The organism is Nonomuraea sp. NPDC049684 (assembly GCF_044465345.1).
Classification (GTDB): domain Bacteria; phylum Actinomycetota; class Actinomycetes; order Streptosporangiales; family Streptosporangiaceae; genus Nonomuraea.
Map to the genome: position 1 here is coordinate 284,197 of NZ_JBITLO010000008.1, position 17,061 is coordinate 301,257.

18 protein-coding genes are annotated in these 17,061 nt (G+C 74.1%); 8 read left to right on the forward strand and 10 right to left on the reverse strand.

The window, feature by feature from the left end:
* The first annotated feature begins 44 nt into the window (after window positions 1-44).
* Genes ACIBST_RS26000 through ACIBST_RS26010 form a run of 3 tightly spaced genes read left to right on the forward strand, consistent with a single transcriptional unit; the run spans window position 45 to window position 1,912 of the window.
* Window positions 45-359 carry a hypothetical protein gene (locus ACIBST_RS26000; RefSeq protein ID WP_397175266.1) on the forward strand — a complete coding sequence of 105 codons (315 nt, stop codon included), beginning with the start codon at window positions 45-47 and terminating at the stop codon, window positions 357-359.
* Entirely contained in the window at window positions 350-1,234 is an 885-nt protein-coding gene (locus ACIBST_RS26005; protein WP_397175268.1) for a hypothetical protein, read from the forward strand. The genes ACIBST_RS26000 and ACIBST_RS26005 overlap by 10 nt, the downstream gene beginning before the upstream one ends.
* 6 nt (window positions 1,235-1,240) lie before the next feature.
* Window positions 1,241-1,912, forward strand: coding sequence for a hypothetical protein (locus ACIBST_RS26010; RefSeq protein ID WP_397175270.1), 672 nt, complete (start codon window positions 1,241-1,243; stop codon window positions 1,910-1,912).
* Between the two features lie 10 nt (window positions 1,913-1,922).
* On the opposite strand, the gene ACIBST_RS26015 is transcribed toward ACIBST_RS26010, so the two are convergent.
* On the reverse strand, window positions 1,923-2,057 hold the full coding sequence (locus ACIBST_RS26015) for a hypothetical protein (RefSeq protein WP_397175272.1): 135 nt from the start codon (window positions 2,055-2,057) through the stop codon (window positions 1,923-1,925).
* Window positions 2,054-2,356, reverse strand: a complete 303-nt coding sequence (locus ACIBST_RS26020; RefSeq protein ID WP_397175461.1) for a Clp protease N-terminal domain-containing protein — start codon at window positions 2,354-2,356, stop codon at window positions 2,054-2,056. The genes ACIBST_RS26015 and ACIBST_RS26020 overlap by 4 nt, the downstream gene beginning before the upstream one ends.
* A 98-nt stretch (window positions 2,357-2,454) precedes the next feature.
* On the opposite strand from ACIBST_RS26020, the gene ACIBST_RS26025 reads away from it, so the two are divergent.
* Window positions 2,455-2,652: a hypothetical protein gene (locus ACIBST_RS26025; protein ID WP_397175274.1), complete on the forward strand. Its 198-nt coding sequence runs from the start codon at window positions 2,455-2,457 to the stop codon at window positions 2,650-2,652.
* 25 nt (window positions 2,653-2,677) lie between these two features.
* Here ACIBST_RS26025 and ACIBST_RS26030 read toward each other — a convergent pair whose 3' ends face one another.
* Window positions 2,678-3,079: a nuclear transport factor 2 family protein gene (locus ACIBST_RS26030; protein ID WP_397175275.1), complete on the reverse strand. Its 402-nt coding sequence runs from the start codon at window positions 3,077-3,079 to the stop codon at window positions 2,678-2,680.
* Between the two features lie 78 nt (window positions 3,080-3,157).
* On the opposite strand from ACIBST_RS26030, the gene ACIBST_RS26035 reads away from it, so the two are divergent.
* The 4 genes from ACIBST_RS26035 to ACIBST_RS26050 all read left to right on the forward strand — a co-directional run bounded on the left by ACIBST_RS26035 (window position 3,158) and on the right by ACIBST_RS26050 (window position 7,036).
* On the forward strand, window positions 3,158-3,967 hold the full coding sequence (locus tag ACIBST_RS26035) for a helix-turn-helix domain-containing protein (protein WP_397175277.1): 810 nt from the start codon (window positions 3,158-3,160) through the stop codon (window positions 3,965-3,967).
* A gap of 139 nt (window positions 3,968-4,106) precedes the next feature.
* Entirely contained in the window at window positions 4,107-5,321 is a 1,215-nt protein-coding gene (locus ACIBST_RS26040; RefSeq protein ID WP_397175278.1) for a cytochrome P450, read from the forward strand.
* A 192-nt stretch (window positions 5,322-5,513) separates the two neighbouring features.
* Window positions 5,514-6,107 (forward strand): dihydrofolate reductase family protein, encoded by a 594-nt coding sequence (locus tag ACIBST_RS26045; protein ID WP_397175280.1) that lies wholly within the window; start codon window positions 5,514-5,516, stop codon window positions 6,105-6,107.
* Complete coding sequence (locus tag ACIBST_RS26050; protein WP_397175282.1) at window positions 6,104-7,036, forward strand: NAD-dependent epimerase/dehydratase family protein; 933 nt, start codon at window positions 6,104-6,106, stop codon at window positions 7,034-7,036. The genes ACIBST_RS26045 and ACIBST_RS26050 overlap by 4 nt, the downstream gene beginning before the upstream one ends.
* A gap of 28 nt (window positions 7,037-7,064) precedes the next feature.
* On the opposite strand, the gene ACIBST_RS26055 is transcribed toward ACIBST_RS26050, so the two are convergent.
* The 7 genes from ACIBST_RS26055 to ACIBST_RS26085 all read right to left on the reverse strand — a co-directional run bounded on the left by ACIBST_RS26055 (window position 7,065) and on the right by ACIBST_RS26085 (window position 16,936).
* Entirely contained in the window at window positions 7,065-8,555 is a 1,491-nt protein-coding gene (locus ACIBST_RS26055) for a multicopper oxidase family protein (protein ID WP_397175283.1), read from the reverse strand.
* Window positions 8,552-8,899, reverse strand: coding sequence for a hypothetical protein (locus ACIBST_RS26060; RefSeq protein ID WP_397175285.1), 348 nt, complete (start codon window positions 8,897-8,899; stop codon window positions 8,552-8,554). Before ACIBST_RS26060 ends, ACIBST_RS26055 begins: the two co-directional genes overlap by 4 nt.
* A gap of 243 nt (window positions 8,900-9,142) precedes the next feature.
* Window positions 9,143-9,454 carry a hypothetical protein gene (locus ACIBST_RS26065; protein ID WP_397175287.1) on the reverse strand — a complete coding sequence of 104 codons (312 nt, stop codon included), beginning with the start codon at window positions 9,452-9,454 and terminating at the stop codon, window positions 9,143-9,145.
* A gap of 326 nt (window positions 9,455-9,780) precedes the next feature.
* Window positions 9,781-11,601, reverse strand: a complete 1,821-nt coding sequence (locus tag ACIBST_RS26070; protein ID WP_397175288.1) for a glycoside hydrolase family 15 protein — start codon at window positions 11,599-11,601, stop codon at window positions 9,781-9,783.
* 61 nt (window positions 11,602-11,662) lie between these two features.
* The gene (locus tag ACIBST_RS26075) at window positions 11,663-14,881 is read right to left on the reverse strand and encodes an ATP-binding protein (protein ID WP_397175290.1); all 3,219 of its coding nucleotides are present in this window, start codon (window positions 14,879-14,881) and stop codon (window positions 11,663-11,665) included.
* The gene (locus ACIBST_RS26080; RefSeq protein ID WP_397175292.1) at window positions 14,878-16,197 is read right to left on the reverse strand and encodes an oxygenase MpaB family protein; all 1,320 of its coding nucleotides are present in this window, start codon (window positions 16,195-16,197) and stop codon (window positions 14,878-14,880) included. The genes ACIBST_RS26075 and ACIBST_RS26080 overlap by 4 nt, the downstream gene beginning before the upstream one ends.
* 22 nt (window positions 16,198-16,219) lie before the next feature.
* Window positions 16,220-16,936, reverse strand: a complete 717-nt coding sequence (locus ACIBST_RS26085) for a Crp/Fnr family transcriptional regulator (RefSeq protein WP_364340948.1) — start codon at window positions 16,934-16,936, stop codon at window positions 16,220-16,222.
* Window positions 16,937-17,061 lie beyond the last annotated feature (125 nt).

Genomic DNA, 17,061 nt, shown 5'->3' on the forward strand with positions numbered 1-17,061 from the left:
AGGTAAACCTCTGTGCCGGAATTGACTGGATATGCTTTCTGGGCATGACGGGATTTGAGATCGCCGCGGGGGCGGTGGGTCGTGACGGCACGCACGTCACCGGCCATGGGGCGAACTACGACGCCGCGGTCATGCGGCTGCGGCAGCGGGGGAGCGGCGCCCGGACGTTCGGCGGCGAGGGGCTGTTCGCCACCATCATCGCCAGCTACAACGAATGCCTGCAGACCTCGCTCGACGCGCTGACGGGGATCGGCGGGCAGATCGCCGAGACCGGCGAAGGGCTGCGCATGGTGGCCAGGAACACCCGGGCGGCGGAGGACGCCACCGTCGAGAGCTTCGAGGGCCCCGCATGGCGGTGACGCTCGACCCGCACGTGGCGGGTTTCCTCAACCTCATCGGGTTCCCCTGGCCGAACGACAACGAGGACGAGTGGCGCCTTGAGGCCGACGACTGGCGGGTCGTGCTCGCCGCGTCGTCGACCCAGGGCGCCGCGGCCGACGAGTCGGTCCGCAACGCGCGGCAGTTCTACCAGGGCGACTCGGCCACGCACCTGGCGAGCCACTGGGACCAGGTCGGCGACGGCGGCGGCCACATCTCCCAGGCCGCCTCGGCGGCGAAGGTCGCGCCGGCCGTCCTCGACGGCACCGCGAACGTGGTCAGCGCGGTCAAGCTGGCCGTGGGCACGCAGGCCGCGTACGGGCTGACCGCCGCCACCCAGGCGCTGCTGTTCGGCGGCGCCGCGGGCGGCATGATCGCCCTCGCGCGCATGCAGATGACCCGCCACGCCGTCGGCAAGGTGGCGCTCGAAGGCGCCGAGGGCACCGCCAGGGGCCTGGCCCCGGTGCTGAGCGGCCGGGTGACCGAGACCATGCGCCGCATCATGAAGGAGATGGAGAAGCGGCCGCACGCCCGCGACGGCATGCTCCAGATCCGGCGCAGGCGCGGCGGGGGCGGCGGCGGCAAGGGCGGGAAGGGCGGCGGCTACGACCCGAACGCCTCGGCGAGCTTCGACAACGCCGCGCAGCGGATGCACGGCAGGTTGCCCAACAGCAACGACGTCAGCAAGATGACACCGGAGCAGGCGAGGCAGGCGGCGGCCGAGGTCAAGGACAGCATCCTCACGCGGAAGATGAACGAGGCCAAGCTCGGCAGGGACTCCGGGCACGCCGCCCGGCTGGAGCAGGAGCAGAAGCTGCTGCAGGACCTTGAGCGCAAGGCCAACGAGGGGAAGTAGCACCACATGCAGACACAGACGGGCGACGACCTGATGGCGCGCATCCTCGCCCGCCCCGCCGACGACGAGGCCCGCGGCCAGGCCGCCAACGACCTGCTCAACGAGCTGTTCGACGGCTATCCCGTCGAGAACCTGCGCGTCCTGCTGCGCAGCGGTGACGACGACGCCGTGCAGACCGGCGCCTGGCTGCTGTCGGAGCTGGGCGAGCCGGCCGAGCCGCTGCTGGACGAGGTCCCCGCCCTGCTGGCCCATCCGCGGACCCAGGTGCGCTTCTTCGCCGTCGAGTTCGTGCTGCTCGCCGCGGACGAGCGGCACGCCGACGTCATCGCCCAGACCCTCGCCCTGAGCCGGACCTCCGACACCGCCGTCCGGTGGAAGGTCCTGCACTTCCTGGCGATGGCCTCGACCGAACAGCTCATGGCGGGGCTGTCCCGGCTGGCCGACCCCGAGGTCGGGCGGCTCGCGGCCGGGCTGGTCGCCTCCGACACCGAGGACCCCGACCCGGGCGAGGTCGTCGCCGCGCTGGAGGGCGAGGACCCGGTGGCCCGCCTGTTCGCCGCGGCGATCGCGACGCGCATGGCCGAGGACGACCCGGCGCTGCTGCGCCTGGCCGCCAGGGGGAGGGACGAGGAGGTCGCTTCGTTCGCGCAGTGGCAGCTCATGCGGCTCCAGGGCTAGCGCGCGCGCTTCACCGGCCGTCGAGGAGGAGCGGCAGCAGGAGCAGGAGCCAGAAGACGGCGACGGCCGCGAAGCTGATCAGGGTGCGGGCGAGGCGTGCGGCGGCTCGCCGTCGGCGGATCGGCGTGTGCACGGCCCCGGTCACCGGGGCCCTGCGCCCAGGTTCTGCTCCAGCCGTTCGATGCGCTCGATGAGCGGCTGCACCTGCTGCCGCACCGCCGCGGCCAGCGCCTGGGCCGGGTCGCCGGCGGCCGACGTCTGGGCGCGCAGGTGCACGTACCCGGCCAGGGCCGCCGTCACGGCCCGGCGGACCAGGCGGGGTTCGGCGCCCAGTGCCCGCAGGACCTGGCCGGCGGTGCCGTCGGGCTCGGTGACCAGGCCCAGGAGCAGGTGTTCGCAGCCGACGTAGTTGTGGCCCATCGCGGTCGCCTCGGTGACCGTCAGTTCGAGGGCGCCGGCGGCGGCGTCGCTGAAGTGCGCCGCCGGGCTCCCGCCGGCCCCGCCTTCCTCGCCGGCCGGCCGGCACCGGCTGCCCGCGCCGCGTGGACGTGGGACAGAGCGCCAGGAACGCCGACGCGTGGCAGGCGTGCCTGTTCGGCAAGGGGTACCGGTACGCGGTGTACTACCACCCGCCGTCCAGGTTCTGGCGCTTCCAGTGGACCGAGGCGGGGATCCTGGCGCTCCTGTCGGCGGCCCTCGGCGGCCTGGCCGTGCGCCGCACCCTCCGCCGCACCGGCTGACCGGCCGGTACGAGCCGGCCGCACGTCAGCGAACCGGCGCCGCCCACCAGGTCAGGTTGGCGGCGGCCTGGGACACCGGTTCGATGATCTCCCACGCCTCGGCGATGCGGCCGCCGTCCAGGCGCCAGATGTCCACGACCACGATCTCCGGGCCGCCGTCCGGCGCCTGGCGGCGCGAGTGCATCACGACGTGGTCGCCGTCGGCCAGCACGTGGTCGATCTCCACGCGCATGCCGGCCAGCGGGACGAGCGCGGCACGCACGGCGCCGAGCCATTCCGCCTTGGTCGAGGCGGCCGCACCGGGCCGGTGGTGGCGGAAGTCGTCGCTCAGCAGGGGCGCCAGGGCGTCGACGTCGCCCGTCCCGACCAGTTCCGTCAGCGCGCGCTGGACGATGGCCTTGTTGTCAGTGTTGTTGTCTTTCGTCATGGGGACACTCTGGCCAGCCCTGCCGGGGATGTCGATGAAATGGGATTTCATGGCGGACGTCCAGTAGTCTCGGCGGCCATGCGGACTGTCGGGGACATGTTGCGGCAATGGCGGCACCGCCGGCGGCTCAGCCAGCTCGATCTCGCCAACGCCGCCGGCGTCTCGGCCCGGCACGTGAGCCTGGTGGAGACCGGCAAGTCCAACCCGAGCGCCGACATGATCCTGCGGCTGGCCGGCCAGCTCGGCGTGCCGCTGCGCGAGCGCAACCGGCTGCTGCTCGTCGCCGGCTTCGCCCCCCGGTACGCCGAGCGTCCGCTCACCGGGGACGCGCTGTCGACGGCCGGGGAGGCGGTCGCGCGGGTGCTGCGCGCCCACGAGCCGTACCCGGCGGTGGTCCTCGACCGCCGGTGGAACATCGTGATGAGCAACCGGGCCATCGACGCCTTCCTCGTGGACATCCCGCCCGACCTGCTCCGCGCGCCGGTCAACATCGTCCGGCTGGGGCTGGATCGCCGCGGGCTCGCTCCCCGGATCGTCAACCTGCCCGAGGTGCGCGCGGTGCTGCGGGCCCGGATCGCGCGCCAGCTCGCCGTCGCCCCCGACGCCGAGCTCCACGCGATCTACGACGAACTGCTCGCCCCGGGCCCCGGGGAACGGCGCACGCCGGGCTCCGAGGAGGCGGAGCGACCGGCCGAGCCGGAGGTCACCGTCCCGATGATCTTCCGGTTCGGGATGGCCGAACTGCGGCTGTTCTCCACCACCACCACGTTCGGCACCCCGATGGACATCACGCTGGACGAGATCTCGATCGAGTCCTACTACCCGGCCGACGCCGAGACCGCCGCCTACTTCGTGAAGTTCGGCGCGGAGGTGCTGGCGGGGGAGTGACGAGGGGGAGTGACGGGGGGTTCCACCGGCGGTTGAGGCTTCCCGGCCGCCGGTCCGGCGCGTCCGGGCGGAAGTCTCCGGGGCCGGTTCAACGACAGCCTTGACGTAGGAGTGCCGCGTGCCGACATGAGGAGAGACCATGACCGATGCCCTGCCGGAGCCGGCGACGTTCCCGATGCCCCGCGCCACCGACCGCCCCTTCGACCCGGCCCCGGAGCTGACCCGCCGCAGCCAGGACGCGCCCGTCTCCCGCGTACGCCTGTGGGACGGCACCACCGCCTGGCTGGTCACCAGGTACGACGACGTCCGCGCGGTGCTCGCCGATCCGCGCGCCGGCGTCGACGTGGCCGAGCCCGGCTTCCCGCACACCAACGCCGTGAGCAAGGCCCGCGACGCGCGGATGAGGACCATGATGCAGATGGACGCCCCCGAGCACACCGCGCACCGGCGGCTGCTGGCCGCCGACTTCACGCTCAGGAAGATGGAGGCGCTGCGGCCCGGAGTTCAGCGGATCGTGGACGATCTCGTCGACGACCTGCTCGCCGGACCGAACCCGGCCGACCTGGTGCAGGCGGTCGCGCTGCCGGTCCCGTCCCTGGTGATCTGCGAACTGCTCGGCGTGCCCTACGCGGACCGGGCCTTCTTCCAGCGCGCGGCGGCCGAGCTCGTCATGGACGCGGACGACCCGGCCCGCGCCCTGGCCGCCGCCGAGGAGCTGAACGGCTACCTGGAGGCGCTGGTGGCGGCCAAGAGCGACGATCCGGGCGACGACGTCCTCAGCAGGCTCGCCGTGGAGCAGTACCGGACGGGCGCGATGACCCTGCCCGAGATCGCCGCGACAGGCCAGCTCCTGCTGGTGGCCGGGCACGACACCACCGCCGACATGATCGCGCTCGGCACGGCCGCGCTGCTGGCGCACCCCGGCCAGCTCGCGGCGGTGCGCGACGGCGGCCCGGACGTGGTCGCCGACGCCGTCGAGGAGCTCCTGCGCTACCTGTCGGTCACCCACACCGAGGCCCGCCGCGTCGCCCGCGAGGACCTCCAGGTCGGCGGCACGACGATCCGCAAGGGCGAGGGCATCGTCGTCGTGAAGAGCACCGCCAACCGCGACCCGTCGGCCTTCCCGGACCCCGGCGTCCTCGACGTCCGCCGCGGGGCCCGGCACCACGTCGCCTTCGGCCACGGCGCCCACCACTGCCTGGGACGGCCGCTGGCCCGGGTGGAGCTGGAGGTCGTCTTCGGCACGCTCGTCCGGCGCGTCCCCACGCTGGCGCTGGCCGCGCCGCTGGAGGAGCTGGCGTTCAAGCACCAGGCGGTCTTCTACGGCGTCCGCGAGCTGCCCGTCACGTGGTGACTCGCCGTCGGCTCCGCAGGCGCGGTCGGCGATGACGTTCGTCATCGCCGATCGTCCACTTCCGCATCTGCCGGTCGGACGGCGGCGCGGCGGAGACTTTCCGGCGACGGCGACTTCACACCCCTCAGCGGACTCCCTCGGCGGGCTCCGAAGGGGGCTCGAAGTCTGAGCACTCCGGAAGGGAACACTCCGATGAGCAAGGTCATCTGCGCCCACGCGGTGTCGGTCGACGGCTTCATCACCGGCCGCGACCCCGGCGCCGGGCGCGGCCTCGGCGACGCGTCCATGCTGTTCGACTGGTACTTCGACGGCGACACCGCCAGCCAGGTCTTCGGCGGGTTCAAGCTGAGCGCGCCCAGCGCCCGGCTCTTCGACGCCCTGGCCGCCCGCGTCGGCGCGATCGTCGCAGGACGCCGCACCTACGACGACTCCGACCACTTCGGCGGCGGCAGCCCCCACCCGGCCGCCCGCCTGGTCGTCCTCAGCCACCGCCCGGCGCCGGAGATCACCGACCGGCAGACGCTGGTCACCACCGGCGTCCACGACGCCATCGACGCCGCCCGCCGGGCCGCCGGCGGCAAGGACGTCGGCCTCATGGGCGGCGGCGTGGTCACCGAGGCGCTGCGGGCGGGCCTGGTCGACGAGGTGGTCCTGCACCAGGTGCCCGTCCTGCTCGGCGGCGGCCGGCCGTTCTTCGGCGAGCTGCCCGAGCACGTACGCCTGCGCCTGGTCGAGGCCGTGCCCGCGCCGGGCGTGACCCACCTGCGCTACGAGGTGGCCCGATGATCCTCGTCACCGGGGGGCTCGGCATGATCGGCGCGCACACCGCCCGCGCGCTCGCCGACCTCGGACGCCGGGTCGTCGTCACCGCGCACCGCCGGGCCGAGGTCCCCTCGTTCCTCGCCGGCCGGGTCGCCGTGGAGCCGCTGGACGTCACCGACCGGGACGCCTTCCTGGCCCTGGCCGCCCGCCACGACATCGGCGACATCGTCCACCTGGCCGGCGGCATCCCGGGCGCGGACCCGGTGGACTTCCTCCGCGCGGACACGACCGGCCTGCTCAACGCGCTGGAGGTGGCCCGCGTCAGGGGCGTGCGCAGGTTCGCCGTCGCGAGCAGCCTCGGCGTCTACGCCGGGCGGCCGGAGACCCGCCGGCACGAGGAGCTGGCGCTGCCCGCCGCGGACCTGCCGCACCCGATCGTCGCCCTCAAGAAGGCCGCCGAGCCGCTGACCACGCACGGCCTCCAGGGCAGCGGGGTCCAGCCGGTCGTGCTCAGGATCGGCAGCGTCTGGGGGCCGCTGATGGACCCGGACTCGCCCTTCAACCACATCCCGCCGTACGTCGGCGCCGCCCTGCGGGGCGAGCGGCCGCCGCCGCTGCACGCCGGCGACGGCGGTGACACCTGCTACGCGCCCGACGCCGGGCGCGCGATCGCCCTGCTGATGACCGCGCGAGCCCTGCCGCACACCGTCTACAACGTCTCCAGCGGTCGGCCGTTCACCAACCGCGACCTCGCCGACGCCGTACGGGCGGCCGTCCCCGGCTTCCGGCCCGCCCTCCTGCCCGGACGGTCCGCCGCAGCCGACGGAGCCGACGGAGCCGATCCCTGCCTCGACATCGCCCGGCTCACCCGCGACACCGGCTTCGAGCCGGCCTTCGACCTGGCCGCAGCGGTCGCCGACTACGTCGCCTGGCGCGCCGCCAACCCCCGCTAGCGCGACCGGGCAGGCGGCCCGGGGTCGGTCAGACCACCTCGAAGGTGCTCATCATGGCCATGTCCTCGTGTTCGAGGTTGTGGCAGTGCAGGACGTACCGGCCTCGGTAGCCGGTGAACCGGGTGATGAGCTCCACGGTCTGCGCCTCCCGCAGCTCGACGGTGTCCTTCCACTCCGGCGGGCCGTCCGGTCGTTCGCCGCCGACCGAGAGCACCTGGAAGGGCGCCAGGTGCAGGTGCACGGGGTGGGCGACGTCGCTGGTCACCCGCCAGATCTCGACCTGGCCGAGCTTGGGCCGGGCATCGACGCGGCGCACGTCGAAGGGCTTGCCGTTGATCAGCCAGCCGGTGTGGCCGCCCAGGTCCCCGCTGCTGAACTCGAAGTCGCGGGTCACCGCGGCCGCGGCCGGGTCGAGGCGTTCGACGGTGGACAGGACCTTGGGGATCGCCGAGTCGTCGCGGGCGTCGCGCTCGACGGTGAACCGCATCACCCGGGCCTGCGGCCCCTCCCCGAGCAGGTTGCGCAGCTCGACGTGGTCGCCGACCCGGTAGGCGGCGAAGTCCACGATCACGTCCGCGCGTTCGCCGGGCGCCAGCCTGATCCGCTGGAGCGGACGCGGCGCCGCCAGCAGGCCGCCGTCGCTGCCGATCTGGGTCAGGGCGCCGCCGGGCGACAGGGCCAGCTCGTACGTGCGGGCGTTGGAGGCGTTGAGCAGCCGCAGCCGGTGGCGGGCGCGGTCCACGCCGAGCGACGGCCAGGGCGCGCCGTTGACCAGGATGACGTCCCCCATCACGCCGCCCATGAACGCCTCGCGGGCGCCTGGGCCGTCCTGCCTGGCCGGGTAGGGCATCGTCCCGTCGGCCTGGAAGGCGCGGTCGCAGATCAGCAGCGGCACGTCCCGCTCGCCCGACGGCAGCGGCAGCCTGTCCTGCTCGTCGTCGTCCACGATGAAGAAGCCGGCCAGGCCGCGCCAGACCTGCGGCCCGGTGAAGTCCATGCGGTGGTCGTGGTACCACAACGTGGCCGCGCGCTGCTCCAGCGGGAAGACGTAGTCGCGGTGCGCGCCCGGCTGGACCAGGTCGGTGGGGAAGCCGTCGGACTCGGGCGGGGTGTGCCCGCCGTGCAGGTGGGTGACCGTCGGAGCGGGCAGGCGGTTGCCGACGCGCACGACGGTCCGGCGGCCGGAGCGCGCCCGGATGGTGGGGCCGGGGAACTGCCCGTCGTACCCCCAGACCGGGGTGCGCAGGCCGGGCAGGATCTCCACCTCGGCGGGACGCTGGAGGAGTTCGTAGTGGTCGGCGCCCGCGTCCGTCCTGGCGGGTTCGGCCACCTTCGGGCGAGGGAGCGGCACGGCGTACGGCGTCGGCAGCGGCGCGTCGCTGGTCATCAGCTGGGGCAGCGGGGTGCGGGTCAGCAGCGAGCAGCCCGAGACGCCCGAGACGCCCAGCGCGGCGCCCACGCCGAGCAGCCGCAGCGCCTGCCGTCTGGTCATGCCGGTCGTGCCGGTCATGCGGTTCATGCCGTTGTCGTCCGGAGGCGGCCGGCGGACCAGACCCGCGCGGTCTGCACCATGCTGCCGCCGAACATCAGCACGCCGAGCGGCACGTGCACGCCCTTCACGTGCGCCATGCCCAGCGCCATCTGGACCAGCGTCGCCACCAGCATGCCGGCGGCGGCCAGGATGGCCGCCCGCTGCCTGGTCAGCACCGCGGCGACCAGGTACAGCAGGACGGTGGCCGCGACGGCCAGCGCCGTGGCGCTGTGGGCGGCCCGGCCGCCCGGCGAGCTCAGCAGCAGCCCGGCGGTGACGGCCTGCAGCAGCAGGGCGACGGTCTGCGCGGCGAGCGCGATACGCAGGAACATGACGGTTCTCCTAACGGGACGAGGGGCGCCTGACTCGGGTTCTCATGTCTGGCCATCGTCGTCCGGCCGGGGCTGCGTGGCGTCCCACCGGCGGACCCATCTGCCGCTACCCCAGCGGGATCAAATGCCGGCCGCGTCTACGACGACGGATGTAGTGCCGCGCTACCGCGCCGTACGGGCCGGCCGCAGAAAAAACCCGTGACCAGGGCGTTCCTGGTCACGGGCGGTGGTGTACGCGGGCCGTCAGGCGTCGCAGAACCAGCCGTTCTCCACCCAGCCGTCGGCGTTGACGTCGCCGTAGGCGAAGCCGTGCACCCATTGCTTGTAGGCGCCGTCGAAGCCCTTGACGGTGAAGCTCTGGCCCCGGTGGAGGGTGCCGACGAAGTCGCGGACCATCAGGTCGTCCGCGCACACCGTCAGCCGGCGGCCGACGTCGTCCGCCCCCGCGTACGGGTACGGCCCGGCGGCGTGGGCCACCCCGCCGCTCACGGCGAGCACCGCCGCCAGTGTGCCCGCGCCGACGATGAGCCGTGCGATGTGCTTGCGCGTTGTCATCGGAACCGGTCGTCCTCTCTCGGTCTTCGGGAATGTCCGTGCGGCAAGCTACCCGGCCAGGCCGAAAGATGGGCGGTTCCCGATATTTCCGGGCGTCAGCGGAGGTAGGAGGCGCCGTCGAGGTCGAGGACGGCGCCGCCGGCCCATTCGGCCGCCGGCGAGGCCAGGTGGAGCACGGCGGCGGGCGATCTCGTCGGCCTCCCCGACCCGGCCGAACGGCCTCTGCGCGGATCGCGTCCCCCGCGGGCGGCCTGAGGTGCTCGGCGGTCATGTCCGTCGCCACGAAGCCGGGGGCCGCCGCCCCGAAAGCCCTCGGAGGCCCGGGGTCAGCCGCCGTGCTCGGCCCAGTCGTGCAGGGCCTCGACGGTGCCGGAGGCGTCGAGGTTGAGCGCCGCCTCGATCAGCGCCAGGTGCGTGAACGCCTGCGGATAGTTGCCCGTCATGTGCCCGTCGCCGGTCATCTCCTCGGCGAACAGCCCGAGCGGCTCGGCCCGCGCGCACAGCGTCTCGAACCGGTCGCGGGCCTCGGCCGTCCGCCCGGCCAGCACCAGCGCCGAGACCATCTCGAACGAGCACATCAGGAACGCCCCCTCCGGCCCGTCCACGCCGTCGCGGGTGGTCTCGGGGTCGTAGCGGTGGACGAGCGCGCCGCCCTCGCCCAGCCGGGCCTGGATGTGGTCGAGGGTGCCGAGCACGCGGGGATCGTCGCCGTCCAGGAAGCCGAGCAGGGGCAGCCGCAGCAGCGAGCCGTCGGCCTGGTCGGACCCGTAGGACTGGGTGAAGGCGCCGACGGCCGCGTTGTAGCCGCGTTCCAGCAGCTCGGCGCGGACGGCCTCGCGCTCGGCCCGCCACTGCGCCACGGGCAGGCCGGGCTCGCCGGTCGCCTCCGCCAGCCGGACCGCGCGGTCGAAGCAGACCCAGGCGTACAGCTTGGAGTAGGTCCAGTGGCGTTCGCCGTCGCGCACCTCCCAGATGCCGGCGTCCGGCTCCCGCCACCGCTCGCGGGCCCGCTCCACCAGCCGCCACAACACCGGGCCGCCGTCCAGCTCGCCGGTCACGTCGTGGTAGGCCATGGCCGCGTCCAGGATGTGGCCGTAGCCGTCGAGCTGGTGCTGACCGGCGGCGTCGTTGCCGATGCGCACCGGACGCGAGCCCGCGTACCCGTCCAGGTGATCGAGGACGGTCTCGTCGGCGACCGGCCCGCCGCCGATGCCGAACACCGGCGGCAGGTCGCCCTCGTGGATCGCGCACTGGCCGAGCAGGAACGTCAGGTAGCGGCCCGCCTCCTCGCGATGGCCGAGCCGCAGCAGCGCCAGCACCATGAGCGCGGCGTCGCGGTGCCACACGTAGCGGTAGTCCCAGTTGCGCCGCCCGCCGAGCCACTCCGGCAGCGACGTCGTCGGCGCCGCGAGCAGCCCGCCGCTCTCGTCGAACAGCAGCCCGCGCAGCACGACCGCGCTGTGCCGCACCTGCCGCGCCCCCACCCCGTCGTAGGCCGACCGCGACGACCACGAACGCCACGACCGCACCGTGTCGGCCAGCAGCCGCTCCGGATCGCGGACGGGCGCGTGCCCCTGCCCCGCGTAGTCCAGCGCGACCGCCCACGACTCGCCCGCGCCGAGTGTGGTCTCGGCCACGAGCCCCGTGGACGGCCCTTCCGCCGGTTCCGTCATGCCGGTCAGCAGCAGGCCGGACTCCTCGGCCAGCACGCCGTCGCGCGGCGTCCAGCGGGCCTCGCGGGTGGCGTAGTCGGGCCTGGCCAGCACCCGCGAGCGCACCACCGCCCGCCCCCGCTCGCACCTGGCCCACCGCACCAGCAGCCGGACGGGCACCACGCCGCTGCCGCCCGTCCCCGGCGGCGAGGTGGCGAAGAAGTCGTGCACCACGACCTCGCAGTCGCGGCCGACCCAGCGGGTGCGCAGCACCAGCGTCTCCTCGACGTAGCCGCGCCCCTCGACCCGCGCGCCGGCCACGTCGAACTCCCACGCCCCGCCGAGCCGCCGGTCGAGGATGCGCGCGAACACGCTCGGGCCGTCGAAGCGCGGCGCGCACATCCACTCCACCGCCCCGCCGGGCGCGACCAGTGCCGCCGTGTGACAGTCCGACAGGAACGCGTACGCCCCGATCGGTGGAAATCCCCCGGCCATCCGTGCACCCCGTACCTCTTCATCGCGCCCCCCGTGCCGGGTTGCCCGATGTCGCCGCAGGTTAAACGGGGTGCGCGGGCAGCCGGCGGTCGAGCAGCAGCGCGCCGCGGCCCGCCAGCAGGGAGGCGCACCACTCGCGCAGCGCGGCCGGCCGGGGGCCGCCGACGTCGGCGGTGTCGAGCAGGTCGGCCCAGTCGAGCAGCGACTCGGCCAGCATGAGCGGCACCCCGCTGCGCTCGTGCACCTCGGCGGCGGCCTCGAAGTGCTCGCTCGCCCGCGCCGGGTCGCCCATCGTCACGCACAGGTGGGCCAGGTAGTGGTGGCCGCAGTGGTGGGCGACCGTGCCGTGGCCGAACGTCTCGCCGTCGGCGGCCAGCGACGCGTACAGCCGCTCGGCCAGCTCGGGACGGCGCAGCCGCGCCGCGGCCACGGCCAGGTTGTCCAGGGCGGGCCGGTGGGCCATGTTGCGCGGCGGCACGCCGCCGCGGTCGGCCAGGATGCGGTCGAGCAGCGGCCCGGCCTCCTCGTCGCCCATCTCGCACAGGTAGCGCAGCACGGCGTGCACCGGATCGACCCGGGGCGCCTGGGCGGCGCGGCGCAGCCGGTCGCGCAACTCCCACAACCGGCCCTGTAGACGGCGGATCTCGGAGATCTGCTCGGAGTAGATGGCCACGGCCTCCAGGCGGCGGCCGATCTCGGTGCCGAGCCGCATGGCCGACAGCGCCTCGGTCTCGGCCTGGCCCAGGTCGCCCTGCATGAGCGTCAGGCCCGCCCTGGAGTAGCCGATCAGCCAGTTGAGCTGCGGCTGGGCCAGCCGGCGGGCCAGCTCGTCGGCCTGGTCGAGCAGCGTCGCGGCGCGCGCGGTGTCGCCGCTGTCCAGCACCGGCGGGGTGCGCTGCACGTAGGCGTGGAACAGCGCCAGGTCGTCGCCCGTGCGGCGGGCCGCCTCCAGCATCTCGTCGCCGTCGCGGTGACGCTGGTGCAGCGGGTCGGCCGGGATGATCGTCAGGCTGCGCATGCCGAGCACGCTGGCCAGCGTGCGCGGGTCGCCCGACTTGCGGGCCAGCGCCACCGCCTCGTCGCTCAGCGCGAAGCGCCGCTCGCCGTCGGGCGCCCAGATCAGCTCGGAGGCGAGCAGGGCGGCCAGCAGCGCCCGGGTGCTGAGGTCGGTGGAGTCGACCAGCTTGCGGGCCTCGGTCAGCAGCGCGATGCGGCGCTGGTCGGGGGCGGCGGAGATGCTGGAGAAGCCGCGGTCGCCGCCGAGCGCGGCCACCACGATCAGGTCGTCGCGGCCGCACTCCCTGGCCAGCTCGGCGGCCTGGTGCAGGGTCTCCCGCGCCTCCGGGTGCCCGGCCATCCACATCGCCCGGCCGCAGTCCATCAGCAGCTCGGCGCGCCGTTCCGGGGAGGCGCCGGGGAAGTCGGCCAGCAGGCCGAGCACCCGCTGGTACCAGGTGACCGCCTCGCGGTGGGCCAGCCCGGCCAGCGCGTGGCGGGCCGCCTGCACGCCCGCCTCGGCGGCCTCGGCCGTCCGGCGCGGGTCGCGGCCGTGCTCGGCGGCGGCCAGCAGGTGGGTGGCCACGACGTACGGGCGCGACTCCATGGCCTGCGGGTCGGCCTGGCACAGGGCGTCGGCGACCCGGCCGTGCAGCAGCCCGGCGCGGGGGGCCGACAGCGTGGCGTACAGGGCGGTGCGGGTCAGCTCGTGGGAGAACTGGCACTGGCCGCCGTCGGCCATGGTCACCAGGCCCGCGCCCATGGCCTCCTCGACGGCGGCCACGAAGCGCGCCTCGTCCAGGCCGAGGCCCAGGCGCAGCGCGGCCGACTCCATGCGCTCGCCCACGGCCAGCAGGCTGACCAGGTCGCGGGCGTCGGGGTGGAGCTGGGCCAGGCGCGCCCGGACCATGCGGGTGACCGAGTCGGGGACGGTCAGCGCGTCGAGGTCGGCGCCCGCGGCCAGCTCCCTGGCCACCTCGGTGACCAGGAACGCGTTCCCGCCGGTGATCCGGTACAGCAGCTCGGGGTCGCCGTCGCTGCGCACCTCCGCCAGGGCCCGGCTGACCTCGTCCATACCGAAGGAGGAGACCTGCACCAGGCGCCCGTCGGCGGTCAGCTTGTGCAGCTCGGGCATCGCCGACTCGACGGGCACCGGGCGCGAGGTGGCCAGGATCAGCAGCGGCAGCGAGTCGGCGTCCCACATCAGGGAGTGCAGCATCTGCAGCGACTCCAGCGTCGCCCACTGCAGGTCGTCGATCACCAGCAGCACCGGCCGCACGGTGGCCAGGCGCTCGATGAGCGTGCGGGCCGCGGCCATCAGGTGGTAGCGCTCGGAGACCGGCTCGGTGGCGGGCGGCACGGCCAGCGACAGCGGGGGAGCGGCCAGCGAGGGCGCCAGCCGGACGAGCTGCCCGCACTGCTGGTCGACCCCGGCCCGCAGCAGCAGCGCCGGCGAGGTGCGGGCCAGCCGCTCGACCGCCCCGGCGATCGGCTCGTACGCCTGCCGCGCCGGATCGGTGCACCGCCCCGCCAGCACGGTGAACTGCCGCTTGAGCGCCCGCCGCGCCACGACCGAGGCCAGCCGGGTCTTGCCGACCCCCGGATCGCCCTGGAGGATCACCAGCCCGCTGCCGAACTCGGCCGCCCCCAGCTCCTCCTCCAACGCCCGCAGCTCCTCGTCCCGGCCGACGAACGGCAGCACGTGCCCGCTGTCCAGCCAGGGCGCCAGGCCGCCGGCGTGCTGGTTGTCGGCGCTCTGCCAGTGGAGCTCGTAGGCGTGCATCGGCTCCCGCAGGCCCTTGCCCGGCAGCCGGCCCAGGTCTTTGAACTCGTGCCGGCTGCGGCCCTGGGCCAGGCGGCGCACCAGGTCGGTGCAGAGCACCTGGCTGCCCTCGGCCACCGCGACCAGGCGGGCCGCCTCGACCGTGGGCAGCCCGCTGACGTCGTCGACGCCCCAGCACACGTCGCCCGCCGCCAGCGCGGCCCTGATCGAGATCTTCTCCAGCGCCCGCTCGTTCTCGGCCGCGACGGCCTGCTCGACGGCGATGACCGCGTCGAGCCCGGCCGTGGCCGAGCCGAACACCGCCATCAGCCCGTCACCCAGGCTCTTGGTGAACGTCGAGCCGCTGGCCGTCACCACCGAGTGCAGGAGCTGGTAGAGCCGGCGGAAGACGACGTTGGCGCGTTCCTCGCCGAGCCTGATCCGCATGGCTGTGGAGCTGACCACGTCGGTGAACAGGATGGTGGCCGTGGTCAGCGTGCCCGGCTCGTGCGGGGTGCTCACGCGGGTGGTCCCTCCTTCCGCACGGGCGCCCTGGCGGCCTTGCCCACGCCCTTGCGGACGCCCTTGCGCACGCTGTGGCGCAGCCGGCGCGTGCGGCGCGCGGCCTTCGACTGCCGGACGCGCCACTGGGCGGCCAGCTCCTCGGGGATCTGGAAGGCGGCGTGGCCGCCCGAGTAGCGGTCGATCATGGCGATGACGATGTGCTTGCCGGCCCGGCGCACCAGCCAGCGCACCACCGCGTCGACCGGGCCCATCAGGCGGCCGTACCGGTTGCCGGCCCTGGCCGCGGCGAACAGCGCGTTGAACCACCACGCCGGGGGCGGCACGTCGAGCAGCGCCGGGACCTGGGCGGCGTTGTAGCGGGCGTCGCGGAAGACCCAGTGCACCAGGCTGCGCGGCAGCTTGCGCCAGCCCAGGTGCATGAACTCCTCCATCTCCGCCAGCAGCACGGCCATCAGCCTGCGGCCCTCTTCGCTCGACTCGTACAGGCGGCCGAGCCGTTCGCTGACCGGCGGCACGTCGTCGAGGGTGAGCGGCCGGTCGCGGCACGCCTCGACGCCCATGAGGTGGCCGAAGACGCTCCACGTGTACAGGTGGGCGGCCTTGTCGTCGTCGCTGAGGCGCACCCCCATGCTCTCCAGAGCCTCCCACGTGACGACCGAGAAGTCGAAGATGGTGGCCAGCAGCAGTTCCTGGTTGACCGGCGGGCCGAACCTGGCGGTGTCCCAGTCGTCGCCGAAGTGCTCGGTGGCCAGCGCGCGCACGAACGAGTGCAGGATGCGCAGCCCGATCGCCGTCGTGTGCCCGGGACGGCCCGGCCGCAGGCTGTCGGTGGCCTTCAGGCCCATGACGTCCACCAGCATCTGGCCGGTCTCGGCGACCCGGCGGGTGAGGCTGTGGGTGGCCAGGTCGGACACCCCGGCCAGCACCTTGGCGCTGGAGATCTCGACGTAGGCCATGGGCAGGCACTTGCAGAACAGCGCGACCGACTGGTACAGCCCGTAGTCGGAGAAGACGGCCTGGCCGCGGGCCAGCAGCTCGGCGTCGCCGCCCCACTCGGGCAGGTCCTTGTCGAAGTCGATGGCGTCGAAGATGGCCGAGGGGCCGGTCTCGCCCGAGGGCGCCCGCGCCTCCCGCTTGGCCCGGCCGAGCTCCACCACGACCGCGCGCAGCAGGGACAGGGCGTTCTCCCCTTCGGGCCTGGTCTCCAGGTAGCCGGCCACGATCTTGTCGATGTCCGGGTCGGCCTGCTGCCGTAACTGCCGGAACCGTTCCGCCGGCCAGCGCTCGGCGGGGGCGTTGTCGTGCTCGTTCATGTTCGCCGTACTCCAGATCCGGTCAGAGGCCCCCGCGTTTGCGCAGCGCCTCGACGTCCAGCAACGTGATGGTCCGCCCCTTCATGGCGATGAGGCCGCGGGCGGCGAGCGACTGCAGGGCCCGGTTGACCGCCGGACGGGACGCGCCGATCAGCGCGGCCAGGTCCGACTGGGTCAGCCCCGGCATGTCCACGACCGGGCCCTGGGTCTGGCCGCGCTTGACCGACAGTTGCAGCAGCAGCTTGGCCAGGCGTCCGCCCAGGTCGAGGAAGGCCAGGTCGGCGGCCTGCCCGGTGAGCCTGCGCACCATCTGCCCGAGCATGCGCAGGAACTCGTCGGCGAGCCCGGGATGCTCGCGCATCAGCTCCAGCAGCCGCGCCCTGGGAAGGGCGAAGATCCAGCAGGGGCGCACGGCGATGATCGACGCCGACCGCGGCGAGTCGTCCAGCAGCGCCATCTCGCCGAAGGTCTCCGCGCGGCCCAGCATGTTGAGCACGATCTCGTCGCCGTGCTCGGTGGTGAAGACGACCTTCACCAGGCCGTCGAGCAGCACGTACAGGGATTCGCCCGGATCGCCCTGGTGCAGGATGATCTGCCCGTTGCGGTATCTGCGGGCCACCCCGGCGCGCACGGTGCTCGTGATGCCGTCCGGTCCGAGCACGCGGAACAGCGGAACCTCCGCCAGCACGGCGGCGACCGCCTGGACGTCGTGTGGAACCGCCCCGCTGCTGGCGCTCATGGAAGAACTTTAGGACGCGAACGCCGATCGGGCAGTAAGTGGTAAGCGATCTCCCGAATGTGACGAGCGCCACACCCGCACTGTGTCGTCCGCGACAGTGCGCGAAGGCCGCCGGGAGCACCGTT

Excerpts from the sequence above, each read along its gene's own strand:
- ACIBST_RS26035 (WP_397175277.1), top strand. The coding sequence starts at position 3,158 with ATGCGGACTGTCGGGGACATGTTGCGGCAATGGCGGCACCGCCGGCGG.
- ACIBST_RS26080 (WP_397175292.1), bottom strand. The coding sequence starts at position 16,197 with ATGAACGAGCACGACAACGCCCCCGCCGAGCGCTGGCCGGCGGAACGG.
- ACIBST_RS26070 (WP_397175288.1), bottom strand. The coding sequence starts at position 11,601 with ATGGCCGGGGGATTTCCACCGATCGGGGCGTACGCGTTCCTGTCGGAC.
- ACIBST_RS26065 (WP_397175287.1), bottom strand. The coding sequence starts at position 9,454 with ATGACAACGCGCAAGCACATCGCACGGCTCATCGTCGGCGCGGGCACA.
- ACIBST_RS26050 (WP_397175282.1), top strand. The coding sequence starts at position 6,104 with ATGATCCTCGTCACCGGGGGGCTCGGCATGATCGGCGCGCACACCGCC.
- ACIBST_RS26040 (WP_397175278.1), top strand. The coding sequence starts at position 4,107 with ATGACCGATGCCCTGCCGGAGCCGGCGACGTTCCCGATGCCCCGCGCC.
- ACIBST_RS26085 (WP_364340948.1), bottom strand. The coding sequence starts at position 16,936 with ATGAGCGCCAGCAGCGGGGCGGTTCCACACGACGTCCAGGCGGTCGCC.
- ACIBST_RS26030 (WP_397175275.1), bottom strand. The coding sequence starts at position 3,079 with ATGACGAAAGACAACAACACTGACAACAAGGCCATCGTCCAGCGCGCG.
- ACIBST_RS26055 (WP_397175283.1), bottom strand. The coding sequence starts at position 8,555 with ATGAACCGCATGACCGGCACGACCGGCATGACCAGACGGCAGGCGCTG.
- ACIBST_RS26005 (WP_397175268.1), top strand. The coding sequence starts at position 350 with ATGGCGGTGACGCTCGACCCGCACGTGGCGGGTTTCCTCAACCTCATC.
- ACIBST_RS26045 (WP_397175280.1), top strand. The coding sequence starts at position 5,514 with ATGAGCAAGGTCATCTGCGCCCACGCGGTGTCGGTCGACGGCTTCATC.
- ACIBST_RS26060 (WP_397175285.1), bottom strand. The coding sequence starts at position 8,899 with ATGTTCCTGCGTATCGCGCTCGCCGCGCAGACCGTCGCCCTGCTGCTG.
- ACIBST_RS26000 (WP_397175266.1), top strand. The coding sequence starts at position 45 with ATGACGGGATTTGAGATCGCCGCGGGGGCGGTGGGTCGTGACGGCACG.
- ACIBST_RS26010 (WP_397175270.1), top strand. The coding sequence starts at position 1,241 with ATGCAGACACAGACGGGCGACGACCTGATGGCGCGCATCCTCGCCCGC.